Below are 23844 nucleotides of genomic sequence, written 5' to 3'. Positions count from 1 at the left end.
GTCCTAGCTCGTGGTGCTCCAGTGAACAACTCTGAAAAATCTAAAAGACCAGCAAGGTGAGCTATACTGCCCCCCGCTGGTCTTTTAGATTTTCACTTATCATTCATAACATCGAGAATTTACTGTTGCAACTGCTGCTTGCATCCGTCCAATCATTCCCCGGTTACTCAAAAATATTCATCCACATCATAAATGCCCGGCTTAAATTTCGTGTGAATCAATTTATCGGTCATAGCATCAAATGTATAATGATCGTCGAGCACCACGATTTTATCGTATTTTTGCATCAGGTTCATGAAAGATTCATCATCCATCATGAAATTCTCCACTGCATCCACATTCGGAGAATACAGATAATATTTGCCGACATAGCTGATCAGGTAGTTTTCGACAGCTTCCTTGTCGGCGCTGATTACCAAATAACGTTCTGAATTCATCGTCATCTGATTCCCGGCGATTTCGGAAAATGCATAAGGCACCGAATTTTTGTGCATAGTGTTGTTGTACTTCATGCCGTTGTTTTCGGACAGAATCATGATTACAGCGAAGAAAAGCAGTCCCATGCTGCTGACTTGATAGACTTTTTTGGTGGTCAAGTTTTTAAAGCTACGATGGTTTCTGCTTTGGATGCCTTGTTCGAACAACGAGTAATCAATTTCTCGGGAAAGCACCATCATGGCAACGCCAAGCGAAAAGATGATGATGCTGGATGCATAGCGTTCAAACCCTGCCAGAACGAGAGCCTCCTCCGTGGGCATGGAAAAGAGGAACATGGAATAGATCCCGATATAGTAGGCCACGATGATCAGATCCACCAAAACGGTGCAGCGCAGGATGCTGTTATTCCGCTTAACAAAATAGCGGATGACAATATAGGAACCGATCATCACAAAATTGAAAAGAAGGATTCCTTGAGACGGAATACTTGAAAGATCCGTCAGTGCAGCCATAAATTTTTCGGTTATCTCCGCAGTGATGGCAGCATCTTTTTCCAGAAAAATCTGCCGGTACCCGTTCAGGCTCACTGCGTGCTTGGAACTGGAAAATTGTTGGCCAACGCGAATGGTCCACATGACATAAGGAATCAGCGCAGCGCCAAAAACTGCCAGTACGTTAACCGGAAGATGCCAAACTTTACCGAAGCTTTTTCTGGCACCAACCACTGTGTAAAGATAGTAGATGAACAGGAGCCCGACAAAGAAAATCGCACTGTTTTTTATCAGACTCAAAACCGAAGCGATCAGAATAAAATAGACGGACAGCGCTTTGATATTTTTGCGCAGGCTGTAGATGCCGGCAACCCCTGCCAGCGTCAGCAACGGGAGCAGAAAATCCACCAACAGATTGTTCATTCTGATGGAAATGTTGAAGTAGTTAAAAATGGCCAGCAGACTGAAATTCATTGCCACAACCAAGGTACGCGATTCATCCCTGATGGGGGCAAATAAGGCAATGACACAACTGTAGATCAACAGGAATTGGCCGATCAGCATAGTGCCGTCACTGAAACCGACCATTTTTGTCGCATAATACACAAAAAGCGAGCTGCCTAAAGGATAGGAGCCAAAACTGATGATTGTGTCCGCCGCAGTCGGCAAGCTGGCTTCCGTATACAAAAACTTGACGATCGTCGCCCAGTGCGAGAAGTTGTCGTAATGCTCCAACTCCGTATTGAGAAGCGTATATGCGAACAGCAGAAAATAAAGCAGCAGGCCGATAGTGATCAAGTTGATTCTTGGTCGGAAGAGCTGGTTCTGCCTGAAACTCCGATACAGCGCATAGCCGGCAAGCGACCAGCCCGCGCTGGCCAGACCGATGGCCGTCGCCTCGAGCACGCCCGCAAACGCGCCGAAATATAAAACAAGAATATTCAAACTGCAAGCAGCAATCCATCCAATTCTCGGATCGAAACCAAGAAATTGCTGCAGAAGCCACTTGAATCCATAAAGGGAAAGGATGAAGAGAATCATACGGGCGATTACGAGAATCATGAAATTTCCCCCACTCTACTGCGCCATTTGTGCAACAACGTTTCGAACGCAGAATCATTCATCAGTGCAGCTAAGTTATCGACTCCAAATGTATATTCATCGCCAGCATTTTGAGCGATATAAGTTAATTCGAACGGAACGCCGTCTATGCTCACATGAAAATCCCCATTCTCGGATAAATCATGCTGAGAAGCGATATATAAATGATGATAATTGAAGCTCCTGAGCAGCAACGTCACCCCTGATACGTCGACCTCTTCATTGATTTGGATAAGCGGAAATTTGCTTGCCTCATCACCCGTTTTACCTTGGTCGCCCAACCTTCTGTTGAAGTTGTCAATGAAGCGATCGAATGAATTTACCCAAGGATCACGGAATTGGGGCAGGCTTTGATTGAAGCCATCATAGATGACCAGCAAATATTGGAGGTATTCCTCAAACGGGATTTCTTCAAGTTCGACGCCATAAACCCAGCCTCTGTTTTCTTGGAAAACCCGGACCACTTTTCCGGTAAGGTGTGTTCTGTATTTGTTTTTTCCAACCGTAAAGTGCAGCACGGCATCCTCGGGGAAATATAGCGGATCCTCAGACAGGAAGGACAAGCCATTTTCCGAATGATTTTTCGTCACCAAATGATATTCTTTGCTGTTGTGCTTCACAAGAATAGGGTTTTCCGCCAGAAAGCGTTCCGTTTTCCTGTAGATGGGTCTGCCCAAAAAGAACAGCACCGAAAAAGTAAGATTGAACAAATGCGTCAACAACCAGAAAGTGATGATGCTGCCGTAAAAGATCTCCGATCCGTACTTGCCGTAATTGAATGTCACGATCCCTACGACCGTCAATATCAGCAGGATAAAGTGAGGGATGACATACAGAATATCCTTCTTAGACTGCACAGCAGCTTTATTTGTCACTTTGAATCGCTTCTCCTTAATTCCGACCGCCTGCAAAAAGACTGGAATGACCAGATACGGAGCAAAAATTGTCTCCTGAACCTCACCCCAGCGCTGCGTCCGGATGTCGCTGGACAGATCCTGCATCGAAAGATGGATGAAATAGTAGCTCGGCAACCAAAAAATCAGCAATGTCCAGAAATCGGTATCCACAACTTTGATGTCGAAGACCGTGAAGAGGATCGGCGCCATGATATAGAGAAGCCTTCGGATAAAAGACCACCAGTACAAATAACTGTTGAGAAAAATCAATTTCTGCCTGAAAGTAAGGTCTTTATTGGTCAGAATGTGCAGGTTATGCACACTTTGCACGACGCCTCTTCCCCATCTGATGCGCTGCTTGATTGCACTGGGTATGTCAGTCGGCGTCAAACCGCTTGCCAACGGTTCGGTTGTGGAAATGTTCCGATACCCTTTTGTATTGATTCTTGCCCCCAATTCAAAATCTTCCGTGATGGTATTCAAAGGAAATCCGCCAGCATCATCGATAGCTTTCCGCAAAATCAAGGTGTTGGAGCCAGTGTATATTGCGGCATCCTGAGCATTATTGAGGACATTGACTTCCCTTGAAAAAAAGTCTTGTTCATTCGGAAGGGAGGTTTCAGAAAAGAGATTGAACTGAAACAGATCGGCATTGTAGAAACTTTGCGGTGTCTGGATCAATCCCAGAGGCTTTTCCTTTTCCTTGTCCTCATCAGCATGCCGGATCCAATCGTCCACGAAGTAAGGAACAGTCTCCAACAAAAAGTTGGAATAAGGAATCATATCTGCATCAAATGTCGCAATCAGTGGAGAGCGGGTTTGTCTCAAAGCATTGTTCAAATTGCCCGACTTGGCATGTTTGTTGCCCTGCAAACCGATATAGCCAATGGAAAATTGACTCGCCAGTTCCCTGACTTCAGTCCGGTTGGAATCGTCCGATAAATAAATGTGCACTTTGGTTTTATCCGGATAATCCATATTCACTGCCGCGTTCACCGTCTTCAGCAGTAATCCCACCTCTTCATTATGGGTAGCGATAAAAACATCCACATCCGGAAACTGTCCAGGCAAAACATCCGGTTTGGTAATTTCTTTCGAACTGTTTTTGCTCCAAATAAGGACCACGGCAGTAAAATTGGATATGATTTCACTGAACCATAACAGAATCCCAAAGACGAGTGCGAAAACAGATTCGTCCCATGGGAGCGTATAGAGCCCCCTCCAAACAAGGTAAACCACAGTCAGGATGAATGCAGTCACATATAAGATTTTCTTTTTTTTCTGCATATAAGTCACCTCTTAAAGATGTAGTTCTTCTGGATATAATAACTGGAAAAAAACAACAAGCAATCAACCATTATTTTGACCGGAACCGTATCAACGCTCGGGAAAAGCAAATGTCCGAAGTATACCAGATAAGCGGACAACATGATTTGAACGGACACCAGCGCAAAATACTTCAGGAAGCTGCTGCTGGAATTATTGGAGAAAACGACTTTTCTGTTCACAAAGTAGTTGAATACGGATGAAATGCCGCGTGCGCTGACTGAAGACAATGCGATGGCATGCAGACTTGTATCATTCAACAAGCCGATCAAAATTGCATAGACGCTTACATCCACAAGGAACGCGGCCGCAGACGACAAAAAATATTTGATGAAGACCGCATAAATGGCAATGGAATCGGCTATGACCCGGAAATGCGACGAGGCATTGTCTTCAATGTAAATCGTGGAAATTGCCTGAGAGTGGATTTCCCAGTTGCTTCGCTTCGTCTCAAGCAGCATATTGGTCTCATATTCAAATCTATCCCCCGGAACTTCGAGCAGCTTGTCCATGAAGCGCGTAGGGATTACCCGAAGGCCTGTTTGCGTATCTTTGACATTGATGCCGGTGGTCATCCGCAATATGTTCCGTGTCAGAACATTACCGAATTTGCTGCGCAGTGGCATCTTTTGTCCAAAGTCCCTGACGCCCAGAACCAATGCATTACCGTGCGTTTCAGCCGCTTCGACACATTTGATCATATCCTCGAGCGTGTGTTGCCCATCCGAATCGACGGTCACCATATACTGAGCACTTTTCAGGTCGGACAGAATATAACGGATGGCTGTTTTAATTGCAGCACCTTTTCCTTTATTTTCCGCATGACGGATAACGATACAGCGGTGCTTGTCCTGAGCCTCTTCAAATACAGCACCGTAGGCATTCCCACTTCCATCATCAATAATCACTATCGGCCAAATTTGATTCCGTTGGCGGATAGAAGCTACCAGATCCACTAGTTTCGCATCCGGTTCCAGTGAAGGTATGACAACCACGACATTTTCCATAGTAATTCCTCTCTCTGACGTCTTTTTGTTAGTATATAATCCTTACTTTAAATGCACATGTCACCTATACTGCGTACCAACAATAATTCCTGATTTATTATAACCCACTTGTTTCTTTATATATAATACTAAGAAATATTGAAACCTATTACATTTTCAAAAATACAATATTGTACCTTAATCTTCATTCCCTTACAAAAAAAGAAGAAGCTATCTCAATTGATTTTGAGACAGCCCCGTCTTTTCACGGTTCACTTCTTCCGGTATTTGTCTTCGATTAGCGTATAGTTGTCGTGATTGATCTGGTTCCACTCGGTTTTCTGATAGTTTTTGCAGTGCCAATCTTGGGGTGCACTATTTTTTATTTCGGACAAACAAAAAGATTCCAAAAACTAATAAACTTCATACTCCTGCTTTATCCAGAGTTGGCGTGATGCTTTTCGAAAAACAAAAAACAGCTGATGTTCACCTAAGATGGTAAATCGTCTGCTGCTCTCACAATTTAAAATTCATTAAATTGTGGCACTTGATTCGTTCTGTTTAGAACGGTAAATCACTTTCTTCATGACCGTTGTAGCAATCGGCATATGCTAAATTATCATCAAGGTATACTTCTATTCGGTATTCCATTAAGGGAGTTCCTATCTTGCCCTTAAAAATCCCATCGCAATTATGATCAGCAAAAATTACTTCTTTGGTTAATCCTGACTGAAGATCCGTCATTCTGATTTTTAAATCGAAAGTTTTATCCCCCAACCCATTGTTGAATGACAGCATGACTTTATCACTTGATAGCTCTGCTTTGCTGACGTACGTCCAAAGCGAGAAAAACATAATCTGCTTGTTATCAACTCTAATTTTGTCAATATACTTTTCCGATTCTGTGGGTCCCAACAAACTCAAAAGTGTGTTCTTTTCTGACTGGCTCCTGACAATAATAAACTTCAATGCCTCATCTAGCTTCAGTTCGTCTGAAACTACGATTCATGTGTTCCGCGCTAGCCAATCTATCTTTGTAAATATGCACAAATACATCAATCGGAAGGTCTTTTAAGTATTTCTCCATCAAAGGTCTGACTTCACTGTCCCAATCCAGACCGCCATTTCCACAACCTAACTGCGGAAATGAGACGGAAGTTATGCCTTTTTCCTCGTATGTTTCCACGAATTTCTTAAGTCCTTGTTCGATGTACTCGATTTTGGATGGATTTCTCCAATGCTTTTTGGTCGGGAAATTCAGGATCCACTTAGTATCTGATTTATAAATCCAAAGTTTGCCGACATCCAACAAATGCTGCTCACAAAATTTTTGGTATTGTTTATACATATCCGGGTAGATTTCCTTGTATCGTTTGGCAATCCCTTTCCCCATCACCCCGACCGTATTGACGGTATTGACAATCACTTGCGCGGGACTTTTGAAAATATCCTGTTGGACATACATAAACATCTGTTATCCCCCCATTTTATCTTTACTCACAGTAAAGTATAACATATGAGCAAGATATCCAACCCGTCTAATCCTACAATCAAGAATCAAACTTGGGGTTTCTACTCTACTCCAGGAAGCAGTCTTCCAGCCGGAGAACACCACTCCAAAAAGACTATCACCTCCGACCACTGCGGCTTCGCCGGAGTTGAGCTACCCGGCGCAACCCTCTTCTCCGATGAGCAAGCCTAGAAATATCAAAAAGATCAGCGAGGCGAAGGCCTCACTGATCTTTTCGATTTTTCCGGTATTTGTCTTCGATGATCCGGTGATTGTCGTGCTTAATTTTGTCCCATTCAGTCTTCTTGTAGTTAAGGCATTTCAAAAAACTATTTGTCCTATCGGGATCGTATTCCCTGAACCGCATCGATTGCGCCCATAGTTTTATTTCTTCATGCTCTGGGTGCGTTTCGTCGCGATAAATTTTCAAAAACTCATAGAAACCATCAGTGCCACCGACATCTTCTGGAGGTGCTGCTTCGGCACCATCCAGCAAGGTCGGATAGCCGAAATAGTAATCATCCACAGTGTTTTCAAGCGTGATTTTGAAATGCCAATCAGCGCCAAAGTCATAGAGGTAATGGATTTCTTTGTGCGCCTCCAGATACTTGTCGATTTTCAATCCGGTTGGTTTGCGGATTTCGATTTTCAATCGTTCTTGATGGAATTGTTCGAACTTCAAGTTACGGGGAGAGGCTTTTTTCAGTCGTTTCGCGTAGAGTGTTTTGTTTTTCTTATAATGCTGGTGCTCCGAATACGCTTGCTCATCGTTCGTGACGGCCAAGTTTTCTTCAGGAAAATCGAAACGGAACAGATGATAACCGTCATGAGGATAGCCGCTTTGAAAATTCGTCACCCTTTGGATCACGTCATGCAGACGGTTGAAAGTCGCATCCGCTGGCATGATCACTCGGCGCCAGATTACGGGATCGGAGTCCAGCAGTTCGATTCTGATGATGTATGCTTTCATAGTAAGGCCCTCGCTTTCTCAAATTTCAGGGTGCTAGTTCCGCCACCGCATCGCGGCATCGATGTGCGCCTGCTTGGTGGCGGCATCCGCAAGGGTGTACTGCGACAACTCGTTGTAGATTTGGTTGATTTCCAAATCGGTCAGTCGAATCGCCAAGGTGTTCATGTCCTGTTTCATTTCCCTAATCAGGACATTCCGGTTCATGACTTTCACATTCGGGGAGCGGACGAACATTTTCTTCAGCTCGCAGCGTTCGCTGAAGATGATGTAGGAGCGGAACACTTCGCTGCCCAGCTCAAGGTGTTTCTGCAAAACGCTGATATGCTTTTTGTTCTGCCAAATGGGATTGTAGAAGCGAAATTTTTTCCCACCCTTCAGCGATTGCGTCCAGAATTTACTACTCTCGTCGCCAAAAATCCAGCCGCTGAAGTTCTTCGACTCGAAAACATAGATGCCCGTTTCGCTGATCATGATCAGGTCGATTTCGGCGGTGGTGCCGTCCCCTTTCGGCAAATAGACGTTGGTCAGCAATTTGTGCTGCCCGTCCAGACGTTCCAAGTCACGGTAAATCAAATATTCACCCTTCCGACCGGGATCCGTCATTGTATCATAATAGCTATGGCCACTGGCATCTTTGTAGCCTGAATCATTGTATTGCTTTTTGGCCAGCATTCCAGCCAGAATAATTAATAGAAACAAGAATAGTACACCCATACTGATAACTCCTTTGCAGAAAAATGAACTGTTGATCCATCCAAACTTCCTTATGCCTGCCCACAATCCCCAATATCGCATCCCCATACTTCCCACACTTAACCGCCCCAAATTGGAATGAGACGAAATACTATGCGGAACAGCGGATACCCGAACATTGTTTTCAATTTGTTTTAAACATTTAGTCCAATATCAATTTTACTATATTCAACTGGATTAAACCATGTTTTAAAATAATGGATTCCAGATTCCTGCCTTGAGATTATCAGCGAATGTGCGATCAGAACATCCACTTCCGGCAGCTGCTCAGGCAATACGCCGGGGTTGATTATTCTTTTAGGACTAACATCGCTCCAAATAGGATCGAAGCGGTAAAATAATGTATGAGCCTACTGGCCCATATCAAAATCCCAAAGGTCACCTCTTATAGATGGCGTTTTTCTGGAGCTTTTGGAGAAGGCGACTTTATTGTTCACCAAGTAGTGTAGTCCCGACAAATTGTCTCGTGCGCTGACTGAAGATACAGCATAGGAAAAATTGATTTTTAAACAAGAATACATGTATTCAAATAGCCATATAGTATAATTTATTTTAATCGCTGCAATTATTTAACAATAGAATTCGACCGAATACGTTTCCATCGTTTGAATTGCAGTGATTGTAAAGGAGAAAAGTTTATGGATGAGATGCAAGAGTTGTTGGATGATTTTTACGTAGTGTGTCAGCCAATCATGTTGTGTTCAAATATAAATGTTATCGATGGGTACGAAATTTTATTAAGATCAAAAAAACAACCTGGTTTCCCTGAGAAAATGTTCCTGTGGTTCATCGAAGAGGATCAACGCAATTCCAAATTGATGGCTTATTATTCGAAGGAACTGGAAAAATTAATGGATACCCGCAGCGACATCAAACTTTCGCTGAACCTGCATCCGAAACAGTTGCAGCATCCCTCAACCTGGGATTTTTTGGATACTATTTCATTTATGAAAAAGAACGTCTCAATCGAATTGACTGAGCACTACTGCGAATTTGATCCAGCGGATGGAGAGGACAAGCTCCAGTTTTATATCACAAAACTGAAGAATAAAGGTTTTTCGTTAGCGATTGATGATGTAGGGAGTGGCCAAAACAACTTTGAATTAGTAACGAAGAATATTCAGAACATTTCCACGATAAAATTCTCACTTTTGAATTTTCGAGACCTGAACGAGAACGTTCTTTTCAATTTCTTGAACAGCTGGTTTTCTTTATCCCAACAGTATCACCTTAAACTGATTGTCGAAGGGATTGAATGTGAAATCGTCAGCAATAAGCTAAAAAATTTGGGGATGATTTACCAGCAAGGCTATTATCATGGGAAAGGCTTAGTGTTGAGCTGACCTTTCCTCAGTTTGCTGCCGGGGGTGCCTGCATGGTCGGGTGAAGCCACTATCCTCCGACGAGGGGCCTTACACCGGAGATCATCATCCAAAAAGACGATTACCTCCGACCACGGCGGCTTCGCCGGAGTTCAGCCACACACCACGCATTCTTCTCCGGCCAGCATTCGCTCCCCGGAGAACAAATCAAAATAACCCCCTTAACTCCGGCCAAAAGGCTCTCATCGGAGTTAAGGGGGTTTTGTTATCTTTTCACTATTATCTTATTCTTCCTGCTTATTCATGCAGCAATTCTTATACTTCTTCCCGCTGCCGCAAGGGCACGGATCGTTGCGACCGATTTTCACTTTTTTCTCGAACGGGAACACATTCACTGCGCGAGCACGATACGGCTTGTCCGGCAATGGGCGCAAATGCGGCTTTTCGAATTCCTCAAAGATTTCCTGCGGCGTGTTGCCGTTGTGCTCCCAGAGACGGATATGATTCGACATTTCCATGACCAGACTCATCATTTCCTGGGCTTGTTGCTCGCTGTCGAAAACGACATCCGCACGCTCGAGAGCCTTGGAAACAAACTGCATCCCCAAGTCAATCGCAAAACCATCATGGATTTCCTCGCACAAATCCTTCGTGCGCAACTCATTCCCCTTGAACAGATTCTTTTTCACAAACCTGTATAAAGCCCGATAGGCAGCACTTTTCTCGAAATATCGATCATCGGTGTAGCGCAGCAGTTCCTCCTTCGCCGGCACATAAAACGGCTTGTTTCCCTTTTTTTGCAGCATCGGTTCGAAATCATTAAATTCCAAAATCGTTTCATGAACGAAATAATCCTGATGCGGATAAGTATGGCCCTTCTTTAGTTCCGCCGGTGGATTTTCAAGATAGGCCTCGACTTCCCCTATGCTGATCGGCTCCTCGTTTTGCGTATTGTAGATTTCAACCAAAATATCCTTCTGGATCATCCCGTACAAATTGGTCAATGCGATGATATAGTCTGTCAATTGGCTCATGATTTCACTCCGGTCTCTTAGTATTTTGCATTCCTTCTCCAATACATTTTACTATAGATAACCGCTGGAAATACAGAATTATGCGAAAGTCGCTGCGAAAATTCACCTGTACCTCCGATGAGCGACACCCTCACCGGAGAACAGAATCCCCAAAGATCATTACCTCCGACCACGGCGGCTTCGCCGGAGTTACGCCGCCCGCAACGCATCCTCCTCCGGCCAACAGTCGCTCCCCGGAGTTGAACTCCCCGGCGCGAGTCTGTCCTCCGATGAGCAGCCTGCTCATCGGAGCTGACGCCCAGCTCCGGGCAGCAGCCTTCCCGCCGGAGGAAAACATCCCAAAAAAATATCACCTCCGACCAGCACGGCTTCGCCGGAGTTCAGCTGCCCGCAATGCACTCAACTCCGGCCAGCATTCGCTCACCGGAGTTGAGCTTCCGGGCGCGGATCTGTTCTCCGATGAAGGTCCCTCTCATCGGAGCTGACGCCCAGCTCCGGGCAGTAGCCTTCCTGCCGGAGGAAAACACCCAAAAAGATCATCACCTCCGACCACGGCGGCTTCGCCGGAGTTCGGCCCCCGCATCGCAACGCTCCTCCGGCCAGCATTCGCTCACCGGAGTTGAGCTTCCGGGCGCGGATCTGTTCTCCGATGAAGGTCCCTCTCATCGGAGCTGACGCCCAGCTCCGGGCAGCAGCCCTCCCGCCGGAGAACAGCACACCAAAAGACGATCACCTCCGACCACTGCGGCTTCGCCGGAGTTCGGCCTCCCGCAACGCGTCCTCCTCCGGCCAGCATTCGCTCTCCGGAGTTGAACTCGCGGGCGCGAGTCTGTCCTCCGATGAGCAGCCTGCTCATCGGAGTTGACGGCGCGCGAGTCTAGAAATGTCAAAAAGATCAGCGAGGCAAAGGCCTCACTGATCTTTTCAATTCTTCCGGTATTTATCTTCGATGATCGAATAGTTGTCGTGCTTAATTTTGTCCCATTCGGTCTTCTTGTAGCTGATCGATTTCAATAAGCTATTTGTCCGATCGGGATCGTATTCCCTGAAAAGCATCGATTGCGCCCACTGCTGCATTTCTTCATGCTCAGGATGCGTTTCATCTCGATAGATTTTCAAGAACTCATAGAAACCACCGATGCCGCCGACGTCTTCGAGAGGTGCTGCTTCGGCGCCGTCCAGCAAGGTCGGATAGCCGAAATAGTAATCATCCACAGTGTTTTCAAGGGTGATTTTGAAATGCCAATCAGCGCCAAAGTCATATAGATAATGGATTTCCTTATGCGCCTCCAGAAACGTATCAATTTTCAATCCAGTCGGTTTGCGGATTTCGATTTTCAATTGATCTTGATGGAATTGTTCGAACTTCAAGCTGCGGGGAGAGGCTTTTTTCAGCCGCTTCGCGTAGAGTGCTTTATTTTTCTTATAATGCTGATGTTCCAAATATGCTTCCTCATCGTTCGTGACGGCCAAGTTTTCTTCAGGAAAATCGAAACGGAACAGATGATAACCGTCATGAGGATAGCCGCTTTGAAAATTCGTCACCCTTTGGATCACGTCATGCAGACGGTTGAAAGTCGCATCCGCTGGCATGATCACCCGGCGCCAGATCATGGGATCGGAATCCTGCAGTTCAATTTTGATGATGTATGCTTTCATAATAAGTTCCTCTCATTCTAAAATACAGGGTGCTAGTTCCGCCACTGCATCGCATCGATGTGCGCTTGCTTCGTGGCGGCATCAGCCAGGGCGTACCTGCTAAGGTCGTTGTAGATTTGGTTGATTTCCAAAATACTCAAACGATTCGCCAAATGTGCTACGTCCAGCGCCATTTCTTTAAACATCACGTCCCGATTCATGACTTTCACTTCCGGTGAATGGACGAACATTTTCTTCAGCTCGCAATGCTCGCTGAAGATGATGTAGGAGCGGAACATTTCACTGCCCAACCCAAGGTGGTTTTGCAAAACGCTGATATGCTTTTTGTTCTGCCAAATGGGATTGTAGAAACGAAACTTTTTCCCGCCTTTAAGCGATTGCGTCCAGAATTTACTGTTTTCGTCGCCAAAAATCCAGCCGCTGTAGTTCTTCGACTCGAATACATAAATGCCGGTCGCCGAAATCATGATGAGATCGATTTCGGTGGTCGTACCATCCGCTTTTGGTAAATAGATGTTGGCCAACAACTTGTGTTGCCCATCCAGACGCTCCAAATAACGGTAAATCAGATATTCACCCTTCCGACCGGAATCCGTCATTGTATCAAAATAGCTATGGCCACTGGCATCTTTGTATCCTGAATTATTGTATTTTTTTGCAGCAAACATTACAGCCAAAAATATTGATAGCAAAAAAAATAGTAAATTCATACCGATAACTCCTTTACAGAAAAATGAACTGGTTTTGGTAGAACACACAATTCATATCGACAATTCTAATAAATGATAATTGAACCGAACATCTATTCTATCCTATTGCTTTTTACCAATTTGGCCTTTCGTTCCCCAGCTCGAGCTTGGTTTGGGAAGAAAAGAGTGCTTCCGAGAAGATTAAGGATACGCTTGTCTCCATGCTAGCATTCAGTCACGATCCATTCAATCTTCCTTATACCGATCAACTATCTCAATAATCGCTTCCCCATACTTCTCGCACTTAACGTCCCCAAAACCGGAAACCTTCTTTAGCTCATCCAAATTCGCAGGCATCGCCTCAATCAGCGCTTCAAGCTGGGAATTATTGTAGACGTAAAACGCCTTGATTCCCTCCGCTTTGCTGGTTTCATAGCGGTATTGCTTGAGCGCTTGGTACAGCGGCGTTTCCGTGATGTCAATTTCGACCTGATCTGGCAGTGCTTCGGCCGTATCGTCACCCTTCTCACCACTATCACCCAATATATATTTCTCCGCATAATCAACAGGATTCTCCTTATGCAACCCCACAAAGAACTCCGCCATTTCATACATGTCTTTCTCGGAAGATGCCATATCCTTGCTTTCGCGCAACAGTCTCTTGATATGTTCAATCAACTGGTCGCTACGAATAATCTGATCTTTCACTACTTTCGGCGCACGCTTCAGATTGATGACAGTCTTTGGATTGGCCAGCACGATTACGGAACGATGGAAATCGCCGAAGGATTTCTCCAACGCCACGCGCATCAGCGGATTCTTTTTATTTTCCACCCGCAGCCGTTTGATCATTTCCATATGCCTTGCATTCTGCGTTACCGGGCTGTAAATGCCCTCTTTTTTGCGTTTTCCATTGAAGTCCAGCTCACGGATGAACTCGCCCCGGCTGTTGACTTCGAGGTTGCCGAAAAGGTTCTTGCACTCGACGACCAGGCAAAACTTCGTCGTGATGATCAGGTAGTCGATCTGCGCCGACAGCCCCTCATGCTCGAGGCGCAGATCGTGCATCACGATGAGCGGCAGGTAGCTGTTGTTCAGCTCGAACGCGACACTTTCCTCCCCGGCGATGCCGTACGACAGCAGCTTGATGTCCCGCTCGATCTGCGGCTTCACCCCGTCCGGCGCAGTCGCCAGCAGCCCGTTCAACCGCTCCAGCTGCATCCGCGCATCGCTGTCCGCCTTATAGAAATCCGGCTTCTTCAGGCGCACCGGTTTCTGCGTGACCACTTCTCTGATCGAATCAAAAATTCCCATCCCAATCCCCCGATCCCGTTCATTATTTATATTCCCGCAAATGGATAATGAAAAATGTGTGCCCAGCAAAATAAAGCCATACTGACGATGCAAAATACTTTGCGTAACATTTTTCAATTTATCCCAAACAATTAGTTCACTATCAATTTTACTATACTCCTCCAAATTAAACTACGATTAAAAAAATTAAGTTGCCGCCTGCCGGCTGTTCTCCGACGAAGGAGGGCCTCGCCGGAGAACAGAACTCTACCAAGACCATCACCTCCGACCACGGCGGCTTCGCCGGAGTTCGGTCTACAAAAAATAGCTCAACTCCGGCCAGCGCTTACTGATCGGAGTTGAGCTATTTTGCGGATTTTTTGCTCCCATAAGCGTTGACCCAACAGGAGTTGAGCACAGCATTTACGTTGCTGGTATGCCCCCAGTTTTCATTCTCAAACACATCCATCACCGGATTTCAATGTGCACATCTTTTCCCAAGCCCTTGGCGATTTTGATAAGGAAGTCCAATGAAGGATTGTAGGAACCACTTTCGAGCCTGGAAATGTTGGACTTTCTGGTTCCGGCTCTTTTGGCCAGCTCTTCTTGCGTCATTTTCATACCTTTTCTTGCTTCGATGATCTGTGAAATCAATTCATATCTTGGCTGCAGATTATTGTATTCCGCTTCAAATGCAGCATCTTCCATAAGTTGCGCTTTGATGTCGTCAAACTTTATTCCTGCAGATTTTGTTTTAGCATCCACTTTACTCATCATTAAACCTTCTTTCGTAATCCTCTTTCTATTTCCGTGCTCTCTCAATTTCTCTTAGTGGAGTTTTATTCGTTTTTTTAACAAATCCGTGGAGCAAGACGAAGGTACTGCCTGCATAGGTAAAATAAAACACCCTGGAGATATCCGTCGAAAACTTTACTCGCAGTTCATAGATACCTTTGTTTTCTTTCCCTTTTATTGGCTTTGTATGCGGTTCCCTAAGGTCAGGACCATGATCTTTTAACAGTTCAATTTCTCGAAACGTCTTCGCCCTTAATTTGGGAGGCAAGGATTCGAGGAAATCACGCACTGGTACTTCCCCATTTTCTTTTTGATAAAATGCAACATCGTACGCCAACCTATCCCGCAAGACTAATACTTCCTTCAGCCTTATGTTATCATATACGATAACTTTATTCGATGATAAATTTTTCTTACACAAGCGCGATCATGGCGCGGCTGTTCTCTCATCAGAGGAGGCGGTCTCCTCCGGTAAGGGGGGCTTCCGCCGGAGGAAAACATCCATAAAAATCATCACCTACGACCACCGTGGCTTCGCCGGAGTTCGGCCTCCCACCACGCATCCTCCTCCGGCAAACATTCGCTCGTCGGAGCTGGTTAGCTGGCCCAGCAGCTTTTCTCTGGCACAAATTTCAGATACGAATTCAGCCATTCTCGAACTGATTGTAGAATTGCTGCAATTCCAAAATAAAGCCCTTGATCTGCCGTGCAATTTGTTCAAACGCGATGCCTTGTGCATATTTTCTGTCTTTCGCATAATTTGGCCAATATACTTGATTGGCTGTTTGATTGTTCCCGAGTTCTTCGATTACGAACAACCAGTCTTCAAACAGATCTTCATCAATTATACTTCCATGCCTGAACAGCCATGTATTTTCAAATGCAGTATAGCACAGGTCAATTTTTGGGCGGTTCGGATCACTCAACATAAGCCTTAAATCATAGAAATCTTTCATGCGCGAATTTTGAATACCTTTCTCCAACACCGTTTCCAGTTTTTCAGCCAAAATTGTCTGGATCGGATAAGCCAAAATCCTGATTGACTCATTTTCACCGCGGATTTCACTAAAAGTCAGTTTCAATTCCATATTTGAAGCTGATGGCGTAATGACATCCCCCACCCCGATATCCAAATCAAAATTCACCCGGGATTGTTCTCCATCAAAAAGCATAATCATTTTTGCCCTGAAACCCGGATACCTTCTCTGCTCTTGCGTCTGTGTGATTTCTGAGACCACAAAAGTCACGCCATCATTCAAATCTATTGTCGAAATAGTATGCAATGCTTTTCCGATTTCTTCTTGTTCGGCTGGCAAATTTTTCACGACTGTATCTAAATCTTTCGTGGTCCTTTGACCGATATTGTAAATCGTCCCCATAAGGAAGCCGCCTTTCAGTACGAAATTATCCCGGAAGTCCGATTGACTTAATCTCATCAAAAAGCGTTCCAAAGCATACCTTATCCGCAGCTCTTGAACGTTTATCGTTTCGCCGCCTTTCATTTTCAGACTTCGGATCAGATCTGACAGCCTAGCGCTCTGCATTTCATTCCTCCTTTAAATATCTCGCCAAATAATCATCCAGTATTTTGCCGACTCCCTGTTTACTGGCTATCCTTCTCAATCTGTTCACATTTGCCTGCGGATCGGCAATATAACGTTTCAAAGCCGACACCTTTACCTCCTCTTCGATGTGGCTGACAGGTTTCAGAATGTCCGCAATTGTCCTCTCCTTCGACGTTATTCGGATAGGATTCAGATTATCCGACAGCACATTCACTTGTTCTTTTTCGGAAATCTCATTGTTGTTCACAAAGATAATATCCGTCAAAAAGGTATGCGCCCGTTTTTCATTTTTGCTGATTTGCGTCAAATTATAAGCTTTCGGAAAACTCACGTACACCGTGTAAGGAATCACATCCGTCAAGTCGTGGTAGTACAACGCCGTCAGATGGGATATGGTGGATTTCGTATATTTATTTACAAGAATGAATTCCCTGTCGACCGGGCTAGCACGATGAATATAAATCCCCTTGTCCAGTTCCGTCAGACCGTATTTTTCGACAAACTTTTTCATATTGTAATCACTCATGCCATCTTGTCTGAATAATTTCCGGATGGCGATTCCATGATACTTGTTCAGCAGGACAAGAAATTGAAATTCGGCCGATCCGATAACCGGCCGCAGCTTGCCCATAATGTATCTGTCGATTTGATTCGCATAAACATCCGTGCTGATTTCAATGAAATAGCGCCCCACATCTTCAACTTTCATCGCCTGCAACATGTTTGTGATTGCTTTGATCTTATCCGCCTTCGTCATCTGCTCCACATCGCCTTGATAAAAACGAGCGTTTCGAAGGGCCTGTTGCATGTTATCTTTAATATTTGTAGCATCCAGCTGGAATTTTCCAATTTCAGATTCCCTCAGAATCTCATCAGATGCATCCTTTTCGATCACTTTCAACACCTGCATCAGCTTCGCCAAACTATCGAAGGAAAATTCTGTGTTCCCCAAATGAAAAAGTTCCTGCTTCAGCTTCTCCACAGCCTGTCCACTTTCTTCGTTGCCAACCATCACGTTACACCACCTTTAAACTTTTAACGATCTCTATCACCCATTATACAGTAAATGCTATAAATATTTAAACTTAAACACTCTAATTTCATCTCTTTAACAAATATACAAACTATCAAAACAGTTAATTATATAAATAACCACTTATGGAGCTATATGCAGATGAGGTTTTACTTCGATGAACGGTCTTCTCATCGGAGCTGCCGCTCTTCTCCGGTAAGGGGTCTTCTGCCGGAGGACAACATCCATAAAGATCATCACCTCCGACCACGGCGGCTTCGCCGGAGTCCGGCCGCCCGCAACGCATCCTTCTCCGGCCAGCATTCGCTCACCGGAGTTGAACTACCCGGCGCAATCCTCTCCTCCGATAAGCGCCGTTCTCATCGGAGCTGGCGATTTCCTCCGGCAAGGGGGTTCTTTGCCGGAGAACAGCACCCAAAAAGATCATCACCTCCGACCGCGGCGGCTTCGCCGGAGTTCAGCCGCCCGCAACACATCCTCCTCCGGCCAGCATTCGCTCACCGGAGTTGAACTAACCGGCGCAATCCTCTCCTCCGATGAACGCCCTTCTCATCGGAGCTGGCGATTTCCTCCGGCAAGGGGGTTCTTTGCCGGAGAACAGCACCCAAAAAGATCATCACCTCCGACCAACGCGGCTTCGCCGGAGTTCGTCCTCCCGCAACGCATCCTACTCCGGCCAGCATTCCCTCACCGGAGTTCGCATACCTGACGCAACATCGTCTTCCGATGAACGCCCTTCTCATCGGAGCTGACTCCCTATCCCTCTCATCAGCAGAACCCCTTCCGCCAAAAAAGCAAATTTGAGAAATTTTCTCAAAAAAATTGCTCCACCTCATTATTTAGGCTATGATAGGGATGAGGTGATGACGATGCTACACCAATTTACATTCAAAAATTTTAAATCGTTCAAAGAGGAAACAACACTGGACATGCTGGCTTCTTCCATTAAGGAGCATCCGTACGATGTTGTGACGGATGTGATGGCAGAAAAAGTCCTGAAGGTTGCAGCAATTTACGGGGCTAATGCTTCCGGCAAGAGCACGGTGATCGAAGCGTTCGCGATAATGAAAAATCTGGTCCTTTATTCCTTCAGGCAGAATGTTTTTTCTGCAAAAAATGTTATTGAGACGCACTGGTTTGAGGAGAAAAATGTACCTACTGCGTTCAATGTTATTTTTTCCACAGAAAGTGGCATCTATCAGTATGGATTTTCTGTTCTCGAAGGCGTCATACTTGAGGAATACCTTTATCAGAGGGATCCAAAAGTAAAAAAGGAAGCGTACGTTGAATTATTCAGCAAAACTGGCGATCGTCTTTCCGGGGAGTTACTTGATAGTCTGGGAACCCAGAACATCCTGGAGCTGATTGAAGAGGACACTCTGGTGATTTCTGTCATATCCAAATTGAAGGTTCCTTTTGCACAAACAGTTTTTGATTGGTTCAAAGAGGCAAAAATCATCGACTATGGAAATCCGAAAAAGGAATTGCGGCTTTCACACTTTAATCAGGAAAATACAATCGGAAATCCACTGCTCAGTCTTTTGGAGAATGAATCCGAGAAAAAGAAATTGGAAAAATTTATCCAAGCTATTGATGTCGGCATTTATAAACTCGGTATCGTGCAGGATGTATTGACTGAGGATTTGCTGAATGCGCGCAGCGCTGGGGAATTGAAACGCATCGTTACCTATCATAAAAATCCCAAAACGGGAGAACTTCTGCTGACCCCACTTGAGAGCGAATCAAGCGGGACATTGAAAATGCTGACGCTGTACGTGGATCTCAAGCGTATTCTGGACAGCGGCGGCACTATTTTTGTCGATGAGTTGGATGCGAAGTTGCATCCTTTGTTGCTCCGCTACATCATTATCATGTTTCATGATGAAAAGACGAATCCAAACAACGCACAGTTGATTTTTTCGACACAAGAAATATTCACTCTCGACAAGGATAATTTCCGCAGAGATGAAATCTGGTTCACCGACAAAACCGACGATGGGATTTCCGAACTGTACTCATTGGCCGATTATGTGGATGATGAAGAGAAAAAAGTCCGCAATGACGCCAGCTACGGCAAAGATTACATTTTGGGCAGATACAAATCCATCCCAACATTGCGTCGAATCGAGGACATCGATGGCTAAAATCGGCAAGAAGCAACGGAAAGCAAAAAGAATCCCGGAACCGGCAAGTTATTTTATCGGATCGGAAGGAACCAAAACGGAAGTGCTTTATTTCAAATGGATCGCCGATAAAGGTTGGCACACTGCTTGGTCTAATGATTCATTTGAACTTTGGTATCTCTTGCATTTTGAATATCTGCAGTCCGGTATAACACGGGAACAGTACAAACAGAAGCTGACTGCTCATTGCCAAAGAAGAGGGATCGCCAAATACGAAAAAAATAACCCACTGCTGATTGAGGCTTTGTATCCATTAAGCAAAACAGCAATCAGAAATGCTTCTCGATTAGAACAGAATTACGATGATTGGGTCCCCACTCCCCTGTACAACTGTTCACCATTTGGTTCAAGAATTGGTAGATTTGGAAAAGAATATTGAAAAATTAAAGCAACAGAGCTAACGAAAAATACCCCACTGCTATGTCACTCATATAGCAGTGGGGTATTTTCTATTTGCAACGTTGTGTTTTCCGTTGCCGGAGAACAGAATCACAAAAGACGATCACCTCCGACCAACGCGGCTTCGCCGGAGTTCGGCCCCCGCACCATGCTCCCTCCTCCGGCCTACATGCGCTCACCGGAGTTCGCATACTTGGCACAGTCCTCTTCTCCGATGAGCGTTTCTCTCATCGGAGCTGACTCCCAGCTCCGGGCAGACACCCTCCCGCCGGAGTAAAAGATCCCAAAAGATCATCACCTCCGACCACGGCGGCTTCGCCGGAGTTCAGCCTCCGAAAAAAAGCTCAACTCCGGCCAGCGTTTGCTGATCGGAGTTGAGCTATTATAAGGATGTTTTGCTCCCATAAGAGTTGATCCAACAGGAGGCAAGCACAGCATTTGGGTTGCTGGTATGCCCCCAGTTTTCATTCTCAAACACATCCATCACCGGATTTCAATGTGCACATCTTTTCCCAAGCCCTTGGCGATTTTGATAAGGAAGTCCAATGAAGGATTGTAGGAACCACTTTCGAGCCTGGAAATGTTGGACTTTCTGGTTCCGGCTCTTTTGGCCAGCTCTTCTTGCGTCATTTTCATACCTTTTCTTGCTTCGATGATCTGTGAAATCAATTCATATCTTGGCTGCAGATTATTGTATTCCGCTTCAAATGCAGCATCTTCCATAAGTTGCGCTTTGATGTCGTCAAACTTTATTCCTGCAGATTTTGTTTTAACATCCGAGTTACTCATCACTACACCTTCTCTCATAATCCTCTTTCTATTTCCTTGCCCTCTCTATCTCTCTTGAGGGAGTCTTATTCGTTTTTTTAACAAATCCGTGGAGCAAGACGAAGGTACTGCCTGTATAGGCAAAATAAAACACCCTGGAGATATCCGTTGAAAACTTTACTCGCAGTTCATAGATACCTTTGTTTTCTTTCCCTTTTATTGGCTTTGTATGCGGTTCCCTAAGGTCAGGACCATGATCTTTTAACAGTTCAATTTCTCGAAACGTCTTCGCCCTTAATTTGGGAGGCAAGGATTCGAGGAAATCACGCACTGGTACTTCCCCATTTTCTTTTTGATAAAATGCAACATCGTACGCCAACCTATCCCCCATACACTAACACGTCCTCTAGTCATATGTTATCATATACGATAACTTTATTCAATAATCATCTGAATCCTTTTAAGAACAAGACAAAAAGTATGAAAAAGCTACCTATTTTCGGTGACAGCTTAATCTGATTTTGTTTCATCGCGTTCGGACTAGCACCGACTGGCCGATTCTTCCATTCGATAATTACGCCCACACTGTTCCCTCACTAATAATATACGCATTTACCAATTTGAACTTTTAGTTGATTCAAATTTTTGAGGAAATAATTCATTTTTCTCCGGCGAGGCTCTCCTTCGTCGGAGAACAGGACCCAAAAAGACTTATTACCTCCGATCGCAGCGGCTTCGCCGGAGTTCGGTATAGTTAAATAAATCTTATCCGGCCAAAACATTCTGAACGGATTGCATAAAAATCTGTGAGATTGTATCATTGAGCAAACGGAAGGAGGCAATGACATGGTACATGTTGATAAGATGTTACAGGTTGTAAGCAACTGGGAACCCTTGTATGACGGTGAGCGCAAGAAAACAGTTATTCACGTCCAGACCACTTTGAAAAATTTATCAAATCAAACTGTTGAATTGCCGATTTTATATGACAAGTTAATGGACTCCCCAGCCGATGATCAAACGAAAAAGGATGCCGTAAAAATGGTGCGCGTCCTGTACAATGCATTAGACGTCAGTGACGAAGAGCAAGCTGCCAATGAAGCCTACCTAAAAGAAGTGCGAAAAAAAAGGAAACCCTTATCCTCAGTCGGAAAAAATAAATTGGACTATCACAGAACTTGATTCTCTTCTTGTTTTTGGGTAGTCCTTTTTTACTGCAAATTTCGTTCTCAGCCGTCAACCGATGGCTCTCACAAATAACCTAACATTCTAAAGAAGCCAGCCCCTCTCCTAATTGGAATGGGGCTGGCTTCTTGTCTACGGTATAGTCAAATGCGATCCTGTTCCGATGAAAGGTACCTTCGCCGGAGAAAAACGTCCCAAAATCATTGTACCACCACTTTATTAACAAAAATATTAGCAGGCTACTTGATAACTTACTTGATAGGCACTCGATACCCTTTATTAGCTTAATTAACAAGATTCTTGGCAAGTTTCTTGATATCAACTCGATACCTACTTGATAGGTACTCGATACCCCATATACTCACTATTAACTTTATCTTTTGCAATAACTCGCGGCCTATTTGGATCCTTTCAAAGTATAAAATTTATGAGGGTCTTTTGGATGGGATTGGTGTACTTTTATGATTCCTTCATCCGCTAGCTTATATGGATGCACTTGAAGGTCCCATCAAAGCCACTTTCCTATCTGTGATTGCATTTTTTTGGTAATGTTCAATGCTTCGGCATATTCAACCAGATGCCTTACATTCTTTTTCGGATCCTTGATGTACCTCATGACTGCATTCGTGAATACTTCTTTTTCCAGTTTTTTTTCATAGCGCAAAATGTCGCAGATGGTACGATCCCTGTCAAAAATCCTGATTTCTACGCCTTCAACTTCAAACGTTGTCACCCCTATGCCGAGAAATTTGGGTTCCTGATAGAAAAGTTCCAGCAGCGGATATTCGATCGCATACTGACTTTTTTCACTGTTTCGATCCACCGCAATCTGCCAGGCGGTCGGGATTCTGTCCGTATAGTGATAATGCAGCAGTGCGCTCTCGAGAAATAGGATTGCGTTAGGGAATAGCCGCGCGATAATCACCTCTTCCGGATTCACTTCATCCGCAAGCACATAGTAGCCGTGCTTAATTTTCGATACTTCGCCTTCTTCAACAAGTTTTTTTAGTTGACGACCAGTAAGACCCAGCGATTTCAACTCCGCTGTTTTCAGGACGCCGCCGTGTTTCCCAAATTCCTCTTTTAGCTTATTTTTATCGATCATACTTGCACCTCATTATCCGCATTTAAATTCCAATGCGGGTATCTAAGTGCAACTTTATCACTAAATAAAGTAATTATCAACGTTCTTGTCTTGCTACTCCCATACTCACGCTAGCGCTGCCCCTTCACTGATAATATACGCAATTGACCACTTGAACTTTTTGTTGATTCATACTTTGTAAAAATAAATCCTCATACCGATAATTCGTTTTTCTCCGGTTAAGGGGTGGCTTGCCGGAGAAGGAGATCCAAAAAGACGATCACCTCCGACCAGCACGGCTTCGCCGGAGTTCGTCCTCCCCACCATACACCCTCCTCCGGCGAACATTCGCTCGCCGGACCTG

22 protein-coding genes are annotated in these 23844 nt (G+C 44.7%); 4 read left to right on the top strand and 18 right to left on the bottom strand.

Going from position 1 to position 23844, the window contains the following annotated elements; genetic code table 11:
* Positions 1 to 167: 167 nt before the first annotated feature.
* From C8U37_RS01775 to C8U37_RS01745, 7 genes are all read right to left on the bottom strand, one after another.
* On the bottom strand, positions 168 to 1991 hold the full coding sequence (locus C8U37_RS01775; protein ID WP_108031579.1) for a lantibiotic ABC transporter permease: 1824 nt from the start codon (positions 1989 to 1991) through the stop codon (positions 168 to 170).
* Positions 1988 to 4213, bottom strand: a complete 2226-nt coding sequence (locus C8U37_RS01770; protein ID WP_108031578.1) for a glycosyltransferase — start codon at positions 4211 to 4213, stop codon at positions 1988 to 1990. The genes C8U37_RS01775 and C8U37_RS01770 overlap by 4 nt, the downstream gene beginning before the upstream one ends.
* 5 nt (positions 4214 to 4218) lie before the next feature.
* Positions 4219 to 5259 carry a glycosyltransferase gene (locus tag C8U37_RS01765; protein WP_108031577.1) on the bottom strand — a complete coding sequence of 347 codons (1041 nt, stop codon included), beginning with the start codon at positions 5257 to 5259 and terminating at the stop codon, positions 4219 to 4221.
* A 540-nt stretch (positions 5260 to 5799) separates the two neighbouring features.
* On the bottom strand, positions 5800 to 6207 hold the full coding sequence (locus C8U37_RS01760; protein WP_108031576.1) for a hypothetical protein: 408 nt from the start codon (positions 6205 to 6207) through the stop codon (positions 5800 to 5802).
* A 4-nt stretch (positions 6208 to 6211) separates the two neighbouring features.
* Positions 6212 to 6709, bottom strand: a complete 498-nt coding sequence (locus C8U37_RS01755; RefSeq protein WP_108031575.1) for a macro domain-containing protein — start codon at positions 6707 to 6709, stop codon at positions 6212 to 6214.
* 262 nt (positions 6710 to 6971) lie between these two features.
* Positions 6972 to 7718, bottom strand: coding sequence for a plasmid pRiA4b ORF-3 family protein (locus C8U37_RS01750; RefSeq protein WP_108031574.1), 747 nt, complete (start codon positions 7716 to 7718; stop codon positions 6972 to 6974).
* Positions 7719 to 7751: 33 nt separating this feature from the next.
* Complete coding sequence (locus C8U37_RS01745; protein ID WP_211306096.1) at positions 7752 to 8432, bottom strand: nuclease-related domain-containing protein; 681 nt, start codon at positions 8430 to 8432, stop codon at positions 7752 to 7754.
* Between the two features lie 677 nt (positions 8433 to 9109).
* On the opposite strand from C8U37_RS01745, the gene C8U37_RS01740 reads away from it, so the two are divergent.
* Entirely contained in the window at positions 9110 to 9814 is a 705-nt protein-coding gene (locus C8U37_RS01740; protein ID WP_108031572.1) for an EAL domain-containing protein, read from the top strand.
* 263 nt (positions 9815 to 10077) lie between these two features.
* On the opposite strand, the gene C8U37_RS14605 is transcribed toward C8U37_RS01740, so the two are convergent.
* The 8 genes from C8U37_RS14605 to C8U37_RS01690 form a co-directional block, all read right to left on the bottom strand.
* The gene (locus C8U37_RS14605) at positions 10078 to 10827 is read right to left on the bottom strand and encodes a YecA family protein (protein WP_108031571.1); all 750 of its coding nucleotides are present in this window, start codon (positions 10825 to 10827) and stop codon (positions 10078 to 10080) included.
* 924 nt (positions 10828 to 11751) lie between these two features.
* Positions 11752 to 12486: a plasmid pRiA4b ORF-3 family protein gene (locus C8U37_RS01720; protein ID WP_108031568.1), complete on the bottom strand. Its 735-nt coding sequence runs from the start codon at positions 12484 to 12486 to the stop codon at positions 11752 to 11754.
* A gap of 32 nt (positions 12487 to 12518) precedes the next feature.
* Positions 12519 to 13196 (bottom strand): nuclease-related domain-containing protein, encoded by a 678-nt coding sequence (locus tag C8U37_RS01715; protein ID WP_108031567.1) that lies wholly within the window; start codon positions 13194 to 13196, stop codon positions 12519 to 12521.
* Between the two features lie 225 nt (positions 13197 to 13421).
* The gene (locus C8U37_RS01710) at positions 13422 to 14489 is read right to left on the bottom strand and encodes an HRDC domain-containing protein (protein ID WP_108031566.1); all 1068 of its coding nucleotides are present in this window, start codon (positions 14487 to 14489) and stop codon (positions 13422 to 13424) included.
* 447 nt (positions 14490 to 14936) lie between these two features.
* On the bottom strand, positions 14937 to 15242 hold the full coding sequence (locus tag C8U37_RS01705) for a helix-turn-helix transcriptional regulator (RefSeq protein ID WP_108031565.1): 306 nt from the start codon (positions 15240 to 15242) through the stop codon (positions 14937 to 14939).
* A gap of 28 nt (positions 15243 to 15270) precedes the next feature.
* Entirely contained in the window at positions 15271 to 15612 is a 342-nt protein-coding gene (locus C8U37_RS01700; protein ID WP_211306095.1) for a type II toxin-antitoxin system RelE/ParE family toxin, read from the bottom strand.
* Between the two features lie 295 nt (positions 15613 to 15907).
* Positions 15908 to 16807, bottom strand: coding sequence for a nucleotidyl transferase AbiEii/AbiGii toxin family protein (locus tag C8U37_RS01695; protein ID WP_108031564.1), 900 nt, complete (start codon positions 16805 to 16807; stop codon positions 15908 to 15910).
* A gap of 1 nt (position 16808) precedes the next feature.
* Positions 16809 to 17840, bottom strand: coding sequence for a type IV toxin-antitoxin system AbiEi family antitoxin domain-containing protein (locus tag C8U37_RS01690; protein ID WP_108031563.1), 1032 nt, complete (start codon positions 17838 to 17840; stop codon positions 16809 to 16811).
* Positions 17841 to 18730: 890 nt separating this feature from the next.
* On the opposite strand from C8U37_RS01690, the gene C8U37_RS01680 reads away from it, so the two are divergent.
* On the top strand, positions 18731 to 20005 hold the full coding sequence (locus tag C8U37_RS01680) for an AAA family ATPase (protein ID WP_108031561.1): 1275 nt from the start codon (positions 18731 to 18733) through the stop codon (positions 20003 to 20005).
* A complete protein-coding gene (locus tag C8U37_RS01675) occupies positions 19998 to 20423 on the top strand; it encodes an RloB domain-containing protein (protein ID WP_245879737.1) in 426 nt (141 codons plus the stop codon). Before C8U37_RS01680 ends, C8U37_RS01675 begins: the two co-directional genes overlap by 8 nt.
* A gap of 503 nt (positions 20424 to 20926) precedes the next feature.
* On the opposite strand, the gene C8U37_RS01670 is transcribed toward C8U37_RS01675, so the two are convergent.
* Together C8U37_RS01670 and C8U37_RS01665 are read right to left on the bottom strand one after the other, a co-directional pair.
* Positions 20927 to 21232 carry a helix-turn-helix transcriptional regulator gene (locus C8U37_RS01670; RefSeq protein WP_108031560.1) on the bottom strand — a complete coding sequence of 102 codons (306 nt, stop codon included), beginning with the start codon at positions 21230 to 21232 and terminating at the stop codon, positions 20927 to 20929.
* A gap of 28 nt (positions 21233 to 21260) precedes the next feature.
* On the bottom strand, positions 21261 to 21602 hold the full coding sequence (locus C8U37_RS01665) for a type II toxin-antitoxin system RelE/ParE family toxin (RefSeq protein ID WP_211306094.1): 342 nt from the start codon (positions 21600 to 21602) through the stop codon (positions 21261 to 21263).
* Between the two features lie 455 nt (positions 21603 to 22057).
* On the opposite strand from C8U37_RS01665, the gene C8U37_RS01660 reads away from it, so the two are divergent.
* Positions 22058 to 22393: a hypothetical protein gene (locus C8U37_RS01660; protein WP_108031559.1), complete on the top strand. Its 336-nt coding sequence runs from the start codon at positions 22058 to 22060 to the stop codon at positions 22391 to 22393.
* A gap of 511 nt (positions 22394 to 22904) precedes the next feature.
* Here the strand turns inward: C8U37_RS01660 and C8U37_RS01655 are convergent.
* The gene (locus C8U37_RS01655; protein ID WP_108031558.1) at positions 22905 to 23501 is read right to left on the bottom strand and encodes a type IV toxin-antitoxin system AbiEi family antitoxin domain-containing protein; all 597 of its coding nucleotides are present in this window, start codon (positions 23499 to 23501) and stop codon (positions 22905 to 22907) included.
* Positions 23502 to 23844 lie beyond the last annotated feature (343 nt).

Source organism: Trichococcus patagoniensis, from assembly GCF_003051085.1.
GTDB lineage: Bacteria > Bacillota > Bacilli > Lactobacillales > Aerococcaceae > Trichococcus > Trichococcus patagoniensis.
The sequence above is the reverse complement of the archived record's forward strand: the minus strand, read 5'-3'. Positions and strand labels throughout refer to the sequence as shown.